The sequence below is a fragment of the Polaribacter sp. BM10 genome, assembly GCF_002005425.1.
Taxonomy (GTDB): domain Bacteria; phylum Bacteroidota; class Bacteroidia; order Flavobacteriales; family Flavobacteriaceae; genus Polaribacter; species Polaribacter marinaquae.
Window position 1 is genome coordinate 2,702,516 of the sequence record NZ_CP019704.1, and the last position, 19,481, is coordinate 2,721,996.

Here is a 19,481-nt window from a genome sequence, read left to right on the forward strand (position 1 = left end):
TACAACTAACATAGACTTTACAAACCTAACGGACTTTTGCCAAAGTAAATAACATACAAAATGAAGAAAATTTTATTTATTGCTTTTATAGCATTAAGTCAAGTGTTAATCGCGCAAGACAAAGGAACTTTAAAGGGTTTATTAACCGATAAAGAAACAAATAACGAGCCTTTGCCTTTTGCGAATGTTCTAATTAAAGGTACAAATGTTGGAGCCACAACTGATTTTGATGGAAATTACTCTATTAAAGTACCTGTAGGAACACATGTTGTTTCTTTTAGTTTTTTAGGTTACAAAACTGTTGAAAAAACATTTACAATTAAAGCAGGAGAAACTGTAGTTTTAAACCAAGTTATGTCTGCAGAAGAAGGTGTAGGTTTAGATGAGGTTGTTATTAAAACATCTACAAGTAAAGAATCTGCAAATGCATTATTATTAGAACAAAAGAAAGCAACTGTAATTAAAGAAAGTATTGGTGCGCAAACATTAGCTAAGGTTGGTGTATCTAACGCAGCAAATGCAACAACTAAAATTTCTGGTGTTACAAAAAGTGAAGGAACTGGAAATATATTTATTAGAGGTTTAGGTGATAGATACTTATCTACAACTATGAATGGTTTAGCTATTCCTTCGGATAATGTATCAAACAAAAACATCAACTTAAACTTATTTTCTACAAGTGTTATTAAAAATATAGGTGTAAGTAAAACATATGCTACTTCTAGTTATGCAGACCAAGGTTCTGGTAATGTAGATATAGGTTCTAAAGAGTATACTAAAAAAGGTTTTTCTATATCTGTTTCTGGTGGTACTAACACAAACGTAACAAGTTTAAACGGCGATTTTAGAACACCAATTATTAACAATGATGTTACTTTAGGTTTTCATAAAAAAACATTTGCATTACAAGATTTAATAACAAACCAAGGTTGGGGTACAGAAGCAATGTCTACACCGGTTAATTTTAGTGGTTCTTTTACTGCAGCAAATAAATTTACGGTTTTAGGTAAAGATGTAGCTGTTTTCTTAACGGGTTCTCACTCGAAATCTTTTACACACCAACAAGGTGTTTTTAATTCTTACAGATCTAATGTTTTAGATAATAGTTTTTCTGATGCAGAGCAGTATAGTTCTGTAGCCAATACAACAGGTTATGTAAACTTCAAAATAAAATTAAACGATAATAATAAACTTAAATACAATACACTTTTTGTAAATACAGGTAGAACAAACTTGTACGAGCAAGGTAGAAATGGTTTAGGGTATGTTTTTGATCAAGACCCGCAAGAAGAAGGCGCTTTTGTAAGAGATCAAAACTTTTTACAAACAACAATGTTTGTAAACCAATTAATGGGAGAACATAAATGGAACGAGAATAATACTATAAATTGGGCTGGAGGTTACAATTTTGTATTAGCAGAAGAGCCAAACAGAATTAGAAACGAAGTTAATATTTTAGATATTACAAATTCGCCATTAATTCAGTATTCTCACGTTGGTGATTATCAGCAAAGAAAATCTACGCAGAAAATTCAAGATAAAGAATATACTGCTTTTATAGAAAATAAATGGGCTTTAGGTGCTAAAAACGAAGATGACGATAAGCCATATTCTTTAAATTATGGTGTAAACTTTAGACACAAAGAAAGAACTTTTAGATCTTTATTTGTTGGTGTTAGAGCAAAAGATTTTACGGCACCTTCTATAGATGATTTATCAGAAACTTTTACACCAACTAACTTTAATAATGGTTTAAGATTAAGAGTAGGTGAGGTAGATAGATACAATGCAGATTTAGATATTATGGCAGGTTATGTAAACTTCGATTTTCAGTTAAACGAAAAGTTTTCTGGTAATTTAGGTTTACGTTACGAAAGAAATGAATTAGATGTTACTTGGGATGTAACAAACTATGTAGGTAGAGTAGGTACAATTAATAGAGTATATGAAAGTTTATACCCAAGTGTAAATTTAAAATACGAAATTAAAGAAAATCAATACTTACGTTTCGCATCAAGTATTACACAAACTTTACCAGAATTTAAAGAGTTAGCACCTTTCGAGTATGTTTCTCCTACAGGTCGTGTAATTAAAGGAAACCCTGAGTTAGAAAAATCTGACATTTATAATTTAGATTTAAAATACGAAATATTTCCTCAAAGAGGGCAATTGTTTTCTGCAACGGCATTTTATAAGCAAATTATAAATCCAATTAACTTAGCGCAAGCAAGAGGTTCTTCTGGTAACTTTGTGTATTCTAATACAGGTGATGAAGCAGAAGTTTATGGTGTAGAGCTTGAAGCTAAAACAGATTTAATAAAAAATGATGACGATGAAGGTGTTTTAAACATTACTGGTAACATTACTAAAATGTGGTTAAAACAAGATTTGTTAAAAGACTTTCAATATAAGGATGTTACAGAATCGAGTTTACAAGGTGCTTCAGACTTTATTATAAATAGTTCTTTAAGTTACAGTGATAAAAAAGAAAAAGAATTTATTGCAACTTTAACTGGTAACTATTCTTCGGATAAAATATTTGCCTTAGGATCTCCAGAAGATTTTGCAAATAGTGCATCTCTTTATAATGACGAAATTTTAGAAAAAGGGTTTGTTGCTTTAGATTTAGTTGTAAGTAAAAAACTTACAGATAATTTAGTTGTAAAGTTTGTAGGTAGAAACTTATTAAACCCAGAAATTAAACAAACTCAAAAAGTTAGAGACTTAATTACAGAGATAGAAACAAATCAAACTGTTTTATCTTATAAGAAAGGAAGTCAACTTACATTAAGTGTAAAATATACTTTCTAAGTATTGGTTAACGATTATTTAACAAAAGGGTATTTTTTATAATAAATGCTAACATAGGATTAATATTTACATAAAGAAAAGAAAAGGATTAGTTGATTTCTTTGTGGAAAATTAAAATCAAACAAAATACAATGAAAAAATCAGTTTTTAAAATTCTTAATATCGTAGCTTTTTCGCTTGCTACTTTAACATTAACCAATTGTGGTAGTGATGAGCCAGATATTATTTTACCAGGTAACGAATCTGAAGTTATAGAAAACTTAAAGATTGGGATAATGAATGGTAATTTAGATGAAGATTACACATTAGATCCTGGTGTGGCATATAATCTTAATGCAGCTTTTACTATTGACTCTGGTGCTAAATTAACAATACCAGCAGGAACTAAAATTCAAGCATTAAACAACGGAACAAGCGTTTTTATCGCAGTTTTACAAGGTGGTCAAATAGATATTCAAGGTACAGCATCATCTCCAGTAATTATGTCTTCAGCTTCAGGAAATCCTGGTGATTGGGGTGGTTTAACTCTTTGTGGTGAAGCTACAACAACTGCAGGTGTAGATGCAGAAGCAGAAGTTGGTGGTTTTATTTATGGTGGTACTAACGATCAAGACAGTTCTGGTTCTATTAACTATTTAGTTATTAAAGGTACAGGTGCTCAAATTAGCTTAAACTCTCAATATAATGGTGTTTCTTTTTACGCTGTAGGTTCTGGTACAACTGTAAGCAATGTTGCTGTTATAGATGGTTCTGATGATGGTGTTGAGTTTTTTGGTGGTACAGTTTCTGTTTCTAACTTATACTTAGAAAACAACGAAGATGATTCTATCGATTGGACAGAAGGATGGAATGGAACAGTAAATACTGCTTATATTTCTCATACTAAATCTGGTTTTTCTACTGCATTCGAAGGAGATAAAGATAACGGAAATCCTAAATTTAACGATATTACAGCTATTTCTACTGTTGGTGGTAAAGCTTTACAATTCAAAAAGAATTCTGGAGGAACAATCTCTGGATTATCTTTAAGTGGTTATGATGTAGATTTAGATATGGCAGATGGTGGTGCTACTTCTAATGTAGTTTTTTCTGATGGATACACGCCAGTTGCTTTAGCTACAGAAGAAGAAATGACTGCTTCAGGTGAGTACTTCTATACATTAAACACAACTGTTGTGCCAACTGTTGCAGCTTCTGCATTCGATTGGGTACCAACAGATTTATCTTTTGAAACTAGTGCTTTACAAGGTGCTGTAACTACAGATGTAACTTTAGACGCTTCTGTTAACTATACATTAAACTCTTCTTACATTGTACAATCTGGTGCAACTTTAACAATTCCTGCAGGAACAAAAATTACTGCAAGAAACGGTGGAACTGGTGTTTACATTGCAGTTTTACAAGGTGGTAAGATAGATATTCAAGGTACTGCAACTAACCCAGTAGTTATTGCATCTGCTTCTGGTGAGCCAGGAGATTGGGGTGGATTAACAATTTGTGGTAAAGCAACAACATCTGCGGGTGTTAATGCAGAAGCAGAAGTTGGTGGTTTTATTTACGGTGGAACAGAAGATGCGGATGATTCTGGATCTATTAAGTATTTAGTAATTAAAGGAACAGGTGCTCAGATTAATTCTGAATCTCAATACAACGGAGTTTCTTTTTACGCTGTAGGTTCTGGTACAACTGTAGAAAACATTTCTGTAGTTGATGGTGCAGATGATGGTGTAGAGTTTTTCGGTGGAACAGTTTCTGCTTCAAACTTATACTTAGAAAATAACGAAGATGATTCTGTAGACTGGACAGAAGGATGGAATGGTACTGTAACTAATACTTACATTTCTCATACTAAATCTGGTTTTTCTACTGCTTTTGAAGGTGATAAGGCTAACGGAAACCCTAAATTTGTAAACTTAACTGCTATTTCTACTGTAGATGGTACTGCTTTACAATTTAAAAAGACTTCTGGTGCAACTATTACTAACATTTGGTTAGAAGGTTATGCTAAGAATATTGATATGAAAGACAATGGTCCTTTAGCAAATGTTATTATAGATGGTGTTGCAGCAACAACTACAGCAGACTATAAAACAGGAACTAAAGTAGATGTTTCTACTTGGACTTGGAAAAGTGCAGGTTTATAATCTAATACTTTTATAAAAATTAAAAAGCAGGCTTTAAGCCTGCTTTTTTTAATTTATAGAATTACTGTTGTTTTAAACAGTTTCTTTTTTGTCGCAACAAGCCATTTTACAATCTTCTGCACAAATCATTTTACCATCAATTGTTTTACCAGAACAACAGCCTTTTTTTTCTGCTTTTAATTCACACTTTTCTTTACAATCAGCAGAACAAGTATGTGATTTTTTAGTTTTAGTTACTTTTGTTAAAGTTTCTGAAGCCGTATATAAATCTCCGCCAGCAATTCCGTTAACATAAGCAATCAATTCGCTTTTAGATGTTGTGTTTGCATCGTAAGCAATGTTAGCAATACTATCAGTAAAAACAACTTTAGCATCTATTACACCTTCTTTTTTAGATAATTTAGATTGAATTGTTTTTGCGCAACCAATTTCGCAAGTCATACCAGAAATAGCTAGAGATACATTCTCTTTTTTTACATCTTTAGCACATCCTATAAAAACGAAACAAGTAATAGCTATAGAAAATAATATTCTTTTAGTGTTCATAATATTTAATTATTAAATTATGTTACAAATTTATCAATAATCGTGTTTATATTTTAATATTTGTTACACTTTTGTACTCAGAAATATACGAAGCATGAATAATCAGCAACAAAAATGGTTGTATTTAACCTTACTTTCTTTGGTTTGGGGTAGTTCTTTTATTCTGATGAAAAAAGCCTTATTGGGTGTTACACCAATACAGTTGGGTGCGTTAAGAATGATTTTTACTTCGATATTTTTATTGTTAGTCGCTTTTCCGTCACTTAAAAAAATTAAGAAAAAGCATTATAAATACATCGTTTTTACATCTATTGCCGGCACTTTTGTACCTGGGTTTTTATTTGCTTTTGCAATTACTACAATAGACAGCTCTATTGTTTCAATTTTAAATTCTTTAACGCCTTTTAATACGCTTATTTTTGGTGCAATTGTATTTGGTTTCGGATTTAAAAGAACACAACTATATGGTATTTTAATTGGTTTAATTGGTACATTAATTTTGATTTTAAAAGGAGCAGCTCTAAATCCTGATCAAAATTATTGGTATGCGTTTCTAATTATTATAGCTTCGATAGGTTATGCTTTTAATGCTAACATGGTAAAAAAGTATTTAAATGATTTAAATGCTTTGTCTATTGTTACTGGTAATTTTTTATTATTGATTGTGCCTGCTTTTATCGTTTTAAGCTTTACAGATTTTTTTAAAAATTTTGATTTTAATGATAAGGTTTTGATGCAGTCTTTAGGGTATTTAGCTATCTTATCAATTGTAGGAACAGGAATCGCAAAAACAATATACAATAAATTGGTTCATATTTCAGATCCAGTTTTTTCATCATCTGTAACATATTTAATTCCGTTAGTAGCCATTTTTTGGGGAGTTTTAGACGGAGAAAAGTTAAGTCCTCTTCAAATATTTGCTGGTGTAATTATACTTTTTGGAGTTTATCTAGTAAATAAGAAAAAATAAAAAGAGCCAAGAATAATTTCTTGGCTCTTTATAAAATGTATGATTCTAAAGTTGATTAGTTAAAATCTGCATCAGAAACACCTTCATTTATTTTAATTTCTTTTACAACAAAATCTAAGTTCATTGGTCCAGATTTAATTCCGATTGCATGCGGAAACTTAACTCCGTTAACTTCTTTGTAATCAGAATAAACAGTTGGGGTTTTTACTTCTTTTCCGTCTGGAGTTTTAGTAGTCGTAATTTCTTTAACTTTTAATCCGGTAGTTACATCATAAAATACTTCTTTGTCATTAAACCCTAAAACATAAGCATTTTTACCATCTAAAGGCTCTATTCTTAAAAGTTTACCAGCGCTGTAAGCTAAATCACTAAAAAGTGCGTTACCGCTTTTAGCTTTAGTAATTTGTTCTGCAGTCATATCTTTTTTCTGACCTCTTGCAGAAGAATATCCTGTGGCTCCATTAAAAACAGTTTTTTGCATTACATTACCCATAACCGCAATTTCTTGAGAAGATTTATTAGGTGCAGCAGCTTTCATTGTCATTACTAAAGGCGTACCTTGTATAGTTGCATTAGAAACAATCATGGTAGTTTTTACAGTCATAACTTTGTCTTTACCACCAATAGCATTTAAATATTTATTAACTACTGTTTCTGCAGTCATTCCTTCAGGAATTGGCATAGTCATTTCTGGTTTTTCAGTAGGATTTCCTTCTTTATCAAAATAACTAATTACATAATCTGTTTTTTCTAAGTTTTTAAGAACGTCAATTCCTCTACCAGTTACCATAATTCTAGCTTTATCTCCTCTAAAATATTTGATAGCAGCATTTTGAACATCATCTACAGTTACAGAGTTGATGTTTTTAATATAGTTAGCATAAAAATCTTCTGGTAAATCATATAAAGCAATGTTTAAAGCATAACTTGCTGCAGTAGCAGGTTTTTGGACATCCATTACAAAGCCACCAATGTATTCTTCTTTAGCATCTTGTAATTCTTTTTCTGTAACTTTTTGGTAACGAATTTTGTTAATTTCTTTTTTGATTTCTACAATAGCGCTATCGGTTACCATGTTTCTAACACTTGCAGTTGCTCTAAAAGTTGCTGTGTTGTCTTCTCTACTTTGGCTAATACCAGAGTAGGAACCATAAGTATAGGCTTTGTCTTCTCTTAAGTTATTAAAAAGTCTTGCAGAACCACCGCCACCAAGAATCTTATTGGCTAATAAAGCAGCGTAATAATCTTTGTCTCCTAAAGTTAAATCTGTAGTATTAATTACAGAAATTTCAGATTGTTTTGCGTTTGGCATGTTTACAAAACTAATTGCTGATGTTGGTAAGTTTTTTGGAGCAGGATAAGTTGATGTTGGGATTTCTCCTTTTTGCCAACCTTCAAATAAATCTTTTACTAACTTTTTAGTTTCTTTTGGATTGATATCACCAACAATAATTAAATAAGCATTGTTAGGTTTGTAATATGTATTGTAATTGTTTTTTACATCTTGTAACGTAATAGCATTTACAGTTTCTTTGCTTGTAAATTCTCCGTAAGGATGATTTTTACCATACACTAAAATATTTTGAACTCTACCTGCAATTGCTGGGACATTTTTTTCTGTAGATTTTAAATTCTCTAAAGTAACTTCTTTTTCTTTGTCGAATTCTTCTTGAGAAAATGTAGAGTTTTTAACACCGTCTGCCATTAAACCCAAAACCTCTGGAAAATATTTTTTTAATGATCTAGCAGAAGCGCCAGTACTGTAATAACTTACACTTGCACCTAAAAAATCTACTTTTTCATTAAAATCATCCTTAGAAATATTAGTAGTTCCTCTACCTAATAAGCTTCCCATCATACCAGAAACACCAGAAATATTTCCTTCTAAATAAGGTTTATTGTCTATTCTTAAAGTAGCAGAAACTCTAGGTAATTTATGGTTTTCTACCATTATTACTGTTAATCCGTTGTTTAAAGAGAATTTTTCTGCACTTCCTAATTTTACAACAGGATCTGGTCCTGGTGTAGGCATTTTACTTCTGTCTATTTGCGCATTTGTGGCAAAAGACATGGTTATAACTGCTATAATTGATAAAATTTTTGTCTTCATCTTTCTTAATTATTTTTTCTTAGGTAAGTACTCTAAGATTAATCTTTGATTCTTGTTTAAATATTTTTTTGCAACTTCTCTAATTTCTTCACGGGTAATAGATCTATAAATATCTATTTCAGAATTTATTAAATTAGTATCACCGTACATTACGTGGTATCTAGCCAAAGAATTTGCAATACCTACCACGCTAGAATTTGAGTTTACGTAATTGTTTTCAAATTGATTTTGAATTTTTTGGTAATCTTTTTCAGAAATTAAATCTGTTTGAATTTTTAAAATTTCTTCATCAATTTCTTTGATTAAATCCATTAAAGGAGTTTTTCCTAAAGGAATACCAAAAAGTGCGTACACACCATAATCTTGCTGAGAAACATTTGCAGCTTGTACTGCTAAAGCCATTTTCTTTTTATCTACAATTTTTTTGTACAAAACAGAACTTTTACCACCGCTTAAATATGTAGAAATCATATCTAAAACCTTAGAATCTCTTGTTTTAAAAGAAGGAGTTCTATAAGCCGCTACAATTGCAGGTATTTGAATATTCTCGTCATAAGCTTTAGCTTTAAACTCTTTTGTAATAGGTTCTTCTTTCGGGAAAGTTCTTACTACTTCTTCACCTCTTGGAATTGGTCCAAAATAATCTTCAATCATTTTTTTAGTAGCAGCAATATCCATATCACCAGCAACTACTAAAGTTGCATTGTTTGGTACATAGTATTTTTTGTTAAAAGCTAAAAACTCTTCTAACGTAGCAGCGTCTAAATGATCCATATACCCAACATTTGGATCTTTATAAGGATGCACTTTAAAGATGTTTTTAGATATTTCTGGTAAAAGATTAGAATACGGTCTTGTACGTTGTCTTTTTTCTTCTTTTACAACTTCATTCTGAATGTCTACACCTTCTTGTTTGATAATTGGATGCAATAAACGTTCAGATTCCATCCATAAACCTAATTCTAATTTATTAGAAGGAAAAATTTCATAATAGTAAGTTCTATCTTGAGATGTGTTTGCATTATTTCTTCCTCCGTTAGAAGAAACAATTTTAAACCATTCTCCTTTTTTTATGTTTTTAGTTCCTTCAAATAATAAATGTTCAAAGAAATGTGCAAAACCTGTTCTTTTTCTGTCACCATCTTTACCGCCAACACCATACATTACAGAAGTAATAATTACTGGGGCAGATTTGTCTTGATGCAGTATTACATGTAGTCCGTTGTCTAACTTGTACTCTTCAAACTCAACCTTTTGTGCGTTTGCAGAAAATGCAATCAACAATGCTGAAGCAAGAGATAAAATACTTTTTTTCATTTATTTTTTATTTAATTAATAGTTGATGCTTTGTATGACGCAGATAAATTATCTTTGTTACAACAAATTAACTTTTTTTGTAAGTTATTTTCAAAAATAGTGAGAATCTTATAAAATGTAAAGAGCAAACCGTGTTTATTTGCTTGATTATTAAATAGTTTATTTTTTTACAGCAATGTTGTAGAGTTGCAAAAAATATGTATATTTGCATCCGCATTTTCTATAGAGAAAGTGTATAATAAGTATTAATACGCAAAACAAATAGTATGTACGCAATCGTAGAGATAGCAGGGCAGCAGTTTAAAGTAGCAAAAGACCAAAAAGTATACGTTCACCGTTTACAAGGAGAAGAAGGATCAGAAGTAAGTTTTGATAATGTTCTTTTACTAGATGACAATGGAAGTGTATCGATTGGCGCCCCAGCTATAGAAGGAGCCGCAGTAACGGCCAAAATTTTAAGTCACTTAAAAGGTGATAAAGTAATCGTTTTCAAGAAGAAAAGAAGAAAAGGTTACCAAAAGAAAAATGGACATAGACAAGCTTTAACAGAGATCCAAATTGAATCTATTGCTGCTTCTGGTGCTAAAAAAGCAACTAAGAAAGCTGCAACTAAAAAAGCGGCTGCTCCAAAGGCAGAAGCTAAAAAAGCGGCTCCAAAGAAATCTTCTAAAGGAGATGACTTAAAGAAAATTGAAGGTGCAGGACCTAAAGCTGCTGAAGCTTTAGTAAACGCAGGTTTAGATACTTTTGCAAAAGTAGCTAAAACTGAAGCATCTAAATTAAGTGAAATTTTATCTGAAGCAAGTTCAAGATTATCTCACATTGTGACTGATACTTGGCCAAAACAAGCTGGTTTAGCTGCAGAAGGTAAATGGGATGAATTAAAAGAATTACAAGATAGATTAGACGGAGGTATTGAAAAATAAATCCTTATAGTTTAACTTTAACCTATAAAAACTCAATAACATGGCACATAAAAAAGGTGTAGGTAGTTCGAAGAATGGTAGAGAATCAGAATCGAAACGACTAGGAGTAAAAATATTTGGAGGACAAGCTGCAATTGCAGGTAACATTATTGTTCGTCAAAGAGGTACTACGCACAATCCAGGAGAAAACGTTTACATGGGTAAAGATCATACTTTACATGCAAAGGTTGATGGAATTGTAGAATTTCAAAAGAAAAGAGATAATAGATCTTACGTATCTGTAACTCCATTTGAAGCTTAAGATTTAAGATATCAAAAAGCATAAAAGCTCAAACATTAATTTGTTTGAGCTTTTTTTGTGCTTACGGTTGTTAATGAACTTGTTTGTATTTTGTATTTTTACGCTCATGAAATTTCTATACAATTTAGCACTTTTTAAAGCAACTATTTTACTGCCAATAATTGGTCTTTTTAATAAAAAAATTAGGCTTTTTATAAATGGAAGAAAAGAAACCTTTTCTAAAATTGAAGTTCTAAAGAATAAACAAACAATTTGGTTTCATGCAGCTTCATTAGGCGAGTTTGAACAAGCTAGACCTATTATAGAAAAGTTAAAAAAAGGTAATAATAATTACAAAATATTAGTCACTTTTTTTTCGCCGTCGGGTTATGAAATAAGAAAAAATTACAAGCTGGCAGATGTTGTTTGTTACCTTCCTTTAGATACAAAGTCAAACGCTAAAAAGTTTATAGAAATTGTAAACCCCAAAATGGCAATCTTTATAAAGTATGAATTTTGGCCAAATATTCTAAATGAGTTAAAATCAAAAGAAATTTCTACAATTTTAGTTTCTGGTATTTTAAGAGAAAAACAATTATTTTTTAAAAGTTACGGAGGTTTTATGAGAGAGTCTTTAAAGGCTTTTCATCATTTTTTTGTGCAAAATCAAGAATCTAAAAAATTACTAAATTCAATTGATTTTAACAATGTAACCGTTGCTGGTGATACACGTTTTGATAGAGTTTCAAAAATTTTAGAACAAGACAATTCCTTAGATTTTATAACTGAATTTAAAAATGGAAAATATACAATTGTTGCAGGAAGTACTTGGCAAGAAGACGAAAGTTTATTGGTAAACTATATCAACAATAATGCAGAAGAAGATGAAAATTTTATCATTGCACCACACAATATTAAAGCAGATGCAGTTTTAGAATTGCAAAAATCAATCAATAAAAAAACAGTATTATTTTCTAATAGATCAGATAAAAATCTTTCAGAATATCAAGTTTTTATTATCGATACAATTGGTATTTTAACTAAAATTTACGCAAATGCAAACGTTGCTTATGTTGGCGGAGGTTTAAAGACTGGCTTGCATAATATTTTAGAACCGGCAACTTTTGGAATTCCTGTAGTTATTGGAAATAAATACGACAAATTTAAAGAAGCAGTAGATTTGGTTAAAATAGGTGGTTGTTTGTCAATAAATAATCAGAAAGAATTCACAGAATCTTTGTTAAAATTAAAAGAAGATGAAAGTTTTAGAAATTTAACTGGTGTTATCAATAAGAGGTATATAAAAGACAACCTTGGTGCAACACAACAAATTATAAATTATTTAAACAATAAAATTTAATAAGAGTTTATTTGTTTTTATCTCTTTGGATAAAATATAGAATAAATAAAAATAGATTAATTATGGATATTATTTTACAACCTTGGGCTTGGTATGTTGGCGGGCCGTTAATTGCAATTTCGTTGCTTTTGTATTTTTATTTCGGTCAAAACTTTGGTGCTTCTACTAATTTTGAAACCTTATGTACAATGGCTGGTGCAGATAAATTTTCTGATTATTTTAAAAAAGATTGGAAAGATAGAGATTTTGCATTGCTATTTGTAGTTGGTTTAATTATTGGTGGTTTTATATCGGCATATTTTTTAACACCAAACCAAACAATAGATTTAAACCCAAAAACTGTAACCGAGTTAAGTGAGCTAGGTTTTTCTAATATTGGTGATCAATATTTTCCTGATGAAATTTTTGGTGATGCTGCTGTTTTTTCTCTAAAAGGTTTTTTAATATTATTAATTTCTGGTGTATTTGTAGGTTTTGGTACGCGATATGCCGGCGGATGTACTTCTGGCCACGCAATTACAGGTTTAAGTAGCCTACAATTGCCTTCTTTATTAGCGGTTATAGGCTTTTTTATTGGCGGAATAATAGCAACTTGGTTTGTAATACCTTTATTGTTTTAGTAGATACATCAACAATAAATAAAATTCAATTTGTCTTTTTGTGTTCAGTCAAGAAGCAAATCAAAAGTTATAAAAATATAATTAAATGAAAAACATCAAATTTTTAATATTAGGAATCTTTTTTGCAATTGTGCTAAGTAAGACTCAAGCAATCTCTTGGTTTCGCTTTTACGAAATGTTTAAATTTCAATCTTTTCACATGTATGGTATTATTGGCGGTGCTGTAGTAATTTCTGCAATTTTTATGCAGTTATTTAAAAGCGGAAAAATTAAAGATATAAACGGTAATAAAATAGTACCAAAACCAAAGAAAAAAGGTTTTGTAAGAACAATTTTAGGAGGAACATTTTTTGGTTTAGGTTGGGGTATTTCTGGTGCTTGTGCAGCCCCAATTTTTGTTATTCTTGGGTTTAAATTGATGCCTGCATTAATCTTATTGGTTGGCGCTTTATTAGGTACCTTAATTTATGGTATGCTAAGTAAAAAACTACCAAATTAATATAACGTTATTGGAAAATTTCTAATACAGAATTTGAAACAAAATTTACCAATAATACTTTTAAACCTCTATGGTTTACGCACGAGGCACATTTACGATTAGCTTGGATTTATATTACAAAATATGGTAAAGAAATTGCTTTTAAAAAATATAGTGAACAATTAAAAGCTTTTGCAGATAAATACAATGCAACAGTTACTTATGCTTCTATAGAAATAATGCATAATTTTATTTAAGATTCTGATGCTTATGATTTTCAAGATTTTATAAAGGAATTATCAAAATTAAAAACTAATTTTAAAGAAATTATTACCTCGTTTTATTCTGGTAATATTTTTAGATTAATAGAAGCAAAACAACAAATTTTACAACCAGATTTAAAATCTTTTAATGAGTAAACTTGTAGACAATTTTGGGCGACAAATGGAATATGTTCGGTTAGCAGTAACCGACCGTTGTAATTTACGCTGTCAATATTGTATGCCTGCTCATGGTATAGACATTGTGCCAAGACAAGAGCTTTTAACCTTTAAAGAAATGTATCGTTTAATTCGCGTTTTAACAGAATTAGGCGTTAATAAAGTACGTTTAACTGGTGGCGAACCTTTTGTGCGTAAAGATTTTGTTGGTTTTTTAGAAATGTTGTCTTATAACGATCTGTTAGATGCTATAAATATTACAACAAATGGTGCATTAATTTCACAACATATTGATAAAATTGAAAAACTTAAAAAAGTAAAGAATATCAATTTAAGTATCGATAGTTTACAAAGAGACAAGTTTGCCAAAATTACTAGAAGAGATGTTTTTCCTGAGGTTTATAAAACTTTTGAATTACTAGAAAAAAGCAGTTTAAATTTAAAACTAAATGTAGTTGTACAATCTGGTTTTAATACTGATGAAATTGTAGATTTTGTAAGATTAACAAAAGACAAAAATGTTGCCGTTCGTTTTATAGAAGAAATGCCTTTTAACGGAAAAGGGCAAAGAGATATGCAAGAAAACTGGACGTTTTCTAAAATTTTAAATGAAGTTAAAACCGAGTTTTCTGTGGATGAAATTCAGTCCGAGAAATCATCAACCTCTAGAAATTATAAAGTAGAAAACCACTTAGGAACTTTCGGAATTATACCTGCATTTACAAGAACTATTTGTAACGATTGTAATAGAATTAGAATTACAAGTACCGGAACTTTTAAAAACTGCTTGTTTGATGATGGCGTTTTTAATTTAAGAGATTTTATTAGAAAAGGAGCATCGAATGAAGATTTAAAAGAACTTTTTTTAAGATTAGTAAAAGACAAACCAGAAAATGGTTTTATTGCAGAATCAAATAGAAAAAACGGTGGTGCTTCTGAAAGTATGAGCACAATTGGTGGGTAATGGTTAATTTTTTAACTCATTATATATAATTGCATATTCTAGTTTATTAAGATAAAAAAAATAATTATGGAAAATAATATTAGTCACAAAAAACAATATTCTAAGAAAGAATTTAAGTTAGATTTAACCTGGAAACAGAAGATTTTCGGGATATTTTTAACTTCTCTTGCATATGGTACATCAATTTATTTCTTAAACAATAGCCTAAGTATAATTAGTGCAATTATTCAAGGACTTTTATTTGGAATTTTGTTTGTGCTCTTGTTTCCTTGGGTAATGAATAAAATGCTTGGAAATAAAATTAAAAATATTATCCCTGATTTGCTTGATAATGAGAATACAGAAGATGAAATTTTTGCAAACTTATTTAGAGGATTTGAAGGGGTTGGAGGTAAAATATTTTTAACGAATCAAAGATTGATTTTTAAAAGCCATTCTTTAAATATCCAAAAAGGACAGACAAATATTGATTATAATGACATAGTTTCTGTTACAAAAAGAAAAACTATGAAATTAATAAATAACGGAATTAAAGTAACAACTAAAGAAGGCAAAGTGTATTGCTTTGTTGTGAATAACAGAGATGTTGAATTAAAAAATATTCTAGATAAATTAAACGTATGATTTCAGTTAAAGATGCAAAGGATATAATTTTAAATTCAGCCTATAACTTCGGAGTAGAAGAAGTTCCGTTTCTAAAATCTGTAGGTAGAGTTTTAAAAGAAAATATTCTTGCAGATAGAGACTTTCCGCCATTTAATAGAGTTTCTATGGATGGAATTTGTATCGATTTTAACGCATTTAAAAACGGACAAAGAGATTTTAAAGTAGAAGGAATACAAGCTGCGGGAAGTGAACAAATGACGCTTCAAAACAAAGAAAATTGTATTGAAGTTATGACTGGCGCTGTTTTACCAAACAATGCAAATACAGTAATTCGTTATGAAGATGTTACACTTAAAAACGGAATTGCAACAATCAATATTAATAATATAAATGATTGTCAGAATGTGCATACAAAAGGTAAAGATGGTAAAGTTGGCGATGTATTAATTACAGAAAACAAAATTATTTCTGCTTCAGAAATTGGTATTTTAGCAACTGTTGGTAAGGCAACAGTAAAAGTTGCAAAACTACCCAAAGTAATGATAGTTTCTACAGGTGATGAATTGGTTGGCGTAAATGAAATTCCGTTAGAACACCAAATTAGAAGAAGTAATGTTTTTACATTGGTTTCTTTGCTAGAAAGATTACATATTTCTTCCGAAACTGCTCATATTACAGATGATAAACCTATTTTAAAAGAAAAAATAAAAAACTTTTTAAAAGAATATGATGTACTACTTTTTAGTGGAGCAGTTAGTAAAGGAAAATTTGATTTTTTACCAGAAGTTTTTGACGAATTAGGAGTAGAAAAACTATTTCATAAAGTAGCACAAAGACCAGGAAAACCTTTTTGGTTTGGGCAAAAAAAGAATTTGAGTTCTGATAAACATACAGATGATAAATACCAAAAGAACACAATTGTGTTCGGGTTTCCGGGAAATCCAATTTCTACTTTTGTAAATTGTTTAGCGTATTTTTATCCGTGGTATTATAAATCTACAGGATTAGAAATAGAAGAAGAAACTGCAATTTTAGGTGAAAATGTATCATTTAAACCCAATTTAGAGTTTTTTTTACAAGTAAAATTAAAAAGTAAATTTGGACACTTAGTAGCTTTTCCGGTAAAAGGAAATGGTTCTGGAGATTTAGCAAGTTTGGTTAATGCAGATGCTTTTATTCAATTACCAAAAACGGAAAAAATACTTTTTAAACATGGTGAAAATTTCCCAATAATCAGATATAGATAATGAGTGATTTTAGTCATTTAAACGAAAAAAATAACCCTAAAATGGTAAATGTTTCTGATAAGAAAATTACCAAAAGAACAGCAATTGCAAAAGCAACCATGTTTTTAGGAAAAGAAGTAATTGATCACTTTGCAAATGATGAGTTAGTTACCAAAAAAGGACCTGTTTTTCAAACTGCAATTATTGCTGGAATTCAGGGTGTAAAGAAGACTTCTGATTTAATTCCAATGTGTCATCCTTTGTTAATTAACGGAGTCGATGTAGATGTTGAAATTGTAGATTCAGAAAATATAGAAGTGTTGTGTAAAGTGACAATTACAGGTAAAACAGGTGTCGAAATGGAGGCTTTGACCGGGGTAAATATTACGTGTTTAACTATTTATGATATGTGTAAAAGCATCAGTCAGAAAATGGTAATTAAAGAAGTGAAATTATTAGAAAAAACAGGCGGAAAATCTGATATTAAAAATGGCTAAAAAACACCAAAAACACACCAATTTAGTAAGAAGAAACAACGATAATTTTGCACCCAATGAAATTGCAATTCTAGGAACAAATTGTAACAATATTTCTGATTTAGTATCAAAAGTTTCTCAAAAATTAAGCAAATATAAATTAGCATATTTTGATGCTTCACATGCAAAAAATGTAGCAAAAAATAAATTATCTGAATACGTTTTTCATCACGAAGGAAATTTACAAATTACAACATCAGGAAGCGTAAATAAGTTTCAACAACGATTAGATTTTGCACAGTTTGATTATGTTTTTATCAACGGAAATCATTACCAAGGAGCCAAACAAATTTTAATTTTAGACGAAGCTAAAGAAGCTTCTGTATTAAAAAGGTTGTCGCAATTAGATAATATACAATTTATTATAAAACTGAATTCTGAGACCGAATTTTTTGATTTTTTAGTTGAAAAATACCCAAATATCAAAAATAAAATATGTTATTCGATTGATGAAATCGATGCGATTTCAAATCACATAAACAATTTAATTCAAGAGAAAATAGCACCAATAAAAGGGTTGGTTTTAGTTGGCGGTAAAAGCACAAGAATGGGTAAAGATAAATCTGAACTCAATTATTTTGGAAAACCTCAAAAAGAAGTGGTAAAAACACTTTTAGAAATTAATAATTTAGAGACTTTTTATTCTGTTCAAAAAGCAGAAGATGAAAGTGAAATAGCAGATAAATTTATCGATTTAGGTCCTTTTGGCGGAATTTGTTCTGCTTTTCAGAAAGATCCAAATTCAGCTTGGTTTGTTTTAGCAACAGATCTTCCTTTTGTAGATGAAAGTATTATAAAATTAGTTTTAGAACGTAGAAATCCGTCTAAAGTTGCCACGGCAATTAAAGGGAAAAATAAAGATTTTCCAGAGCCATTAATTACTATTTACGAGCCAAAAGCATATCCATTATTATTACAATATTTAGCGCAAGGATATTCTTGTCCTAGAAAAATGTTAATTAATTCTGATGTTGAAATTGTAGAAATTGATGATAATTTCATCAGAAATGTAAATACACCAGAAGAATATAGAGCAGCTAAAGAAGAGATTAGTTCATAAATGAAAATAGATAAAAATCAATTTTTTAAACGCCAAATTACCTTAGCAGAAATTGGTGAAGTTGGGCAAGAAAAATTGCAAAAAACTTCTGTTTTAGTAGTTGGTTGCGGTGGTTTAGGAAGTCCGATTGCGGTGTATTTAGCATCAAGCGGAATTGGGAAATTGCATTTAGTTGATTTTGATACCGTTGATGTTACAAATTTACATCGCCAAGTTTTTTATAGTTTAGAAGATTTAGGAAAATCGAAAGCCGCAGTGTTATCAGAATTTATAAAAAAAAGAGCGCCATTTACAGAGGTAAGTTTTACAAACAAACCAATTACAAAAAATAACGTTTTAGAACTGATAGAAAACGTAGATGTTGTTATTGATGGTACAGATTCTTTACCTACCAAATATTTAATAAACGATGCTTGTGTAATTAAAAGTAAGCCTTTGGTTTATGGTTCTTTATATAAGTTTGATGGTTATGTGGCTACGTTTAATGTACAGCAAAAAGACGGTAGTTATTCTGCCAATTTAAGAGATGCTTTTCCAAAAATGGCAACAGATATACCTAATTGTGAAGAAGCAGGTACTTTAAATGCTATTGTTGGTATTATTGCGATTGCGCAAGTTAATGAGGTTTTAAAATTGATAACTGGCATAGGAAAACCGTTAATAAATGAATTGTTAATTTACAATTCGTTGCAAAACACACAATTAAAAATGAAGCTAAAAACATCGGTTTTAAAAGATAAAATTACAAAATTATTTAAGGTTCAAACGTATGTTGATGCCGCTTGTTCAGGCCAGAATTTAGATTGGCAAATAACACCAGAACAATTAAAAAATAGATTGGGCGATGAGAATATAGAAATTATTGCAGTTTTAAATAATTTGAAATTACCGTTTAAAGTGCAGCAAACGATTCATATTAATAAATTTAAAGCATCAGAAATTAAGGTTGATAAAAATAAAACGTATGTTATGGTTTGTCAACGTGGTTTAAACAGTTATCGAGCTACTAAAAGATTAAAAAAAGAGTATCCAGATTTAGAAGTTTTAAGTTTAACTGGCGGAATTTCTTCTTACAAATAAATATTAT

Annotated in this window: 17 protein-coding genes; 14 read left to right on the forward strand and 3 right to left on the reverse strand. The window is 30.1% G+C overall.

Annotated elements, in window-relative coordinates; genetic code table 11:
- Positions 1 to 60: 60 nt before the first annotated feature.
- Positions 61 to 2,811: a TonB-dependent receptor gene (locus BXQ17_RS11955; RefSeq protein ID WP_077810860.1), complete on the forward strand. Its 2,751-nt coding sequence runs from the start codon at positions 61 to 63 to the stop codon at positions 2,809 to 2,811.
- A gap of 131 nt (positions 2,812 to 2,942) precedes the next feature.
- On the forward strand, positions 2,943 to 4,955 hold the full coding sequence (locus BXQ17_RS11960) for a hypothetical protein (protein ID WP_077810861.1): 2,013 nt from the start codon (positions 2,943 to 2,945) through the stop codon (positions 4,953 to 4,955).
- 72 nt (positions 4,956 to 5,027) lie between these two features.
- Here the strand turns inward: BXQ17_RS11960 and BXQ17_RS11965 are convergent, their stop codons facing one another.
- Positions 5,028 to 5,501 (reverse strand): cation transporter, encoded by a 474-nt coding sequence (locus tag BXQ17_RS11965; protein WP_077810862.1) that lies wholly within the window; start codon positions 5,499 to 5,501, stop codon positions 5,028 to 5,030.
- 94 nt (positions 5,502 to 5,595) lie between these two features.
- Here BXQ17_RS11965 and BXQ17_RS11970 point away from each other — a divergent pair, with 94 nt between their 5' ends.
- On the forward strand, positions 5,596 to 6,471 hold the full coding sequence (locus tag BXQ17_RS11970; protein WP_077810863.1) for a DMT family transporter: 876 nt from the start codon (positions 5,596 to 5,598) through the stop codon (positions 6,469 to 6,471).
- 55 nt (positions 6,472 to 6,526) lie between these two features.
- Here the strand turns inward: BXQ17_RS11970 and BXQ17_RS11975 are convergent, their stop codons facing one another.
- Both BXQ17_RS11975 and BXQ17_RS11980 read right to left on the reverse strand, forming a co-directional pair.
- Positions 6,527 to 8,581 carry a pitrilysin family protein gene (locus BXQ17_RS11975; RefSeq protein ID WP_077810864.1) on the reverse strand — a complete coding sequence of 685 codons (2,055 nt, stop codon included), beginning with the start codon at positions 8,579 to 8,581 and terminating at the stop codon, positions 6,527 to 6,529.
- 9 nt (positions 8,582 to 8,590) lie between these two features.
- Complete coding sequence (locus BXQ17_RS11980; protein WP_077810865.1) at positions 8,591 to 9,898, reverse strand: pitrilysin family protein; 1,308 nt, start codon at positions 9,896 to 9,898, stop codon at positions 8,591 to 8,593.
- A gap of 266 nt (positions 9,899 to 10,164) precedes the next feature.
- Here BXQ17_RS11980 and rplU point away from each other — a divergent pair, with 266 nt between their 5' ends.
- From rplU to BXQ17_RS12035, 11 genes are all read left to right on the forward strand, one after another.
- Positions 10,165 to 10,824, forward strand: a complete 660-nt coding sequence (gene rplU / locus BXQ17_RS11985; protein ID WP_077810866.1) for a 50S ribosomal protein L21 — start codon at positions 10,165 to 10,167, stop codon at positions 10,822 to 10,824.
- A gap of 40 nt (positions 10,825 to 10,864) precedes the next feature.
- Positions 10,865 to 11,125, forward strand: a complete 261-nt coding sequence (rpmA, locus tag BXQ17_RS11990; protein WP_015481656.1) for a 50S ribosomal protein L27 — start codon at positions 10,865 to 10,867, stop codon at positions 11,123 to 11,125.
- A 106-nt stretch (positions 11,126 to 11,231) separates the two neighbouring features.
- Positions 11,232 to 12,464: a 3-deoxy-D-manno-octulosonic acid transferase gene (locus BXQ17_RS11995; RefSeq protein ID WP_077810867.1), complete on the forward strand. Its 1,233-nt coding sequence runs from the start codon at positions 11,232 to 11,234 to the stop codon at positions 12,462 to 12,464.
- Between the two features lie 62 nt (positions 12,465 to 12,526).
- Positions 12,527 to 13,084: a YeeE/YedE family protein gene (locus tag BXQ17_RS12000; RefSeq protein WP_077810868.1), complete on the forward strand. Its 558-nt coding sequence runs from the start codon at positions 12,527 to 12,529 to the stop codon at positions 13,082 to 13,084.
- An 85-nt stretch (positions 13,085 to 13,169) separates the two neighbouring features.
- A complete protein-coding gene (locus BXQ17_RS12005; protein ID WP_077810869.1) occupies positions 13,170 to 13,583 on the forward strand; it encodes a DUF6691 family protein in 414 nt (137 codons plus the stop codon).
- A 390-nt stretch (positions 13,584 to 13,973) separates the two neighbouring features.
- Entirely contained in the window at positions 13,974 to 14,966 is a 993-nt protein-coding gene (gene moaA, locus BXQ17_RS12010; RefSeq protein WP_077810870.1) for a GTP 3',8-cyclase MoaA, read from the forward strand.
- A 66-nt stretch (positions 14,967 to 15,032) separates the two neighbouring features.
- Positions 15,033 to 15,590 (forward strand): GRAM domain-containing protein, encoded by a 558-nt coding sequence (locus tag BXQ17_RS12015; protein WP_077810871.1) that lies wholly within the window; start codon positions 15,033 to 15,035, stop codon positions 15,588 to 15,590.
- Complete coding sequence (locus BXQ17_RS12020; RefSeq protein WP_077810872.1) at positions 15,587 to 16,819, forward strand: molybdopterin molybdotransferase MoeA; 1,233 nt, start codon at positions 15,587 to 15,589, stop codon at positions 16,817 to 16,819. Before BXQ17_RS12015 ends, BXQ17_RS12020 begins: the two co-directional genes overlap by 4 nt.
- A complete protein-coding gene (gene moaC, locus BXQ17_RS12025) occupies positions 16,819 to 17,295 on the forward strand; it encodes a cyclic pyranopterin monophosphate synthase MoaC (protein WP_077810873.1) in 477 nt (158 codons plus the stop codon). The genes BXQ17_RS12020 and moaC overlap by 1 nt, the downstream gene beginning before the upstream one ends.
- On the forward strand, positions 17,288 to 18,394 hold the full coding sequence (locus tag BXQ17_RS12030; RefSeq protein WP_077810874.1) for an NTP transferase domain-containing protein: 1,107 nt from the start codon (positions 17,288 to 17,290) through the stop codon (positions 18,392 to 18,394). Before moaC ends, BXQ17_RS12030 begins: the two co-directional genes overlap by 8 nt.
- Positions 18,395 to 19,474 (forward strand): HesA/MoeB/ThiF family protein, encoded by a 1,080-nt coding sequence (locus tag BXQ17_RS12035; RefSeq protein WP_077810875.1) that lies wholly within the window; start codon positions 18,395 to 18,397, stop codon positions 19,472 to 19,474.
- Positions 19,475 to 19,481: the final 7 nt, after the last annotated feature.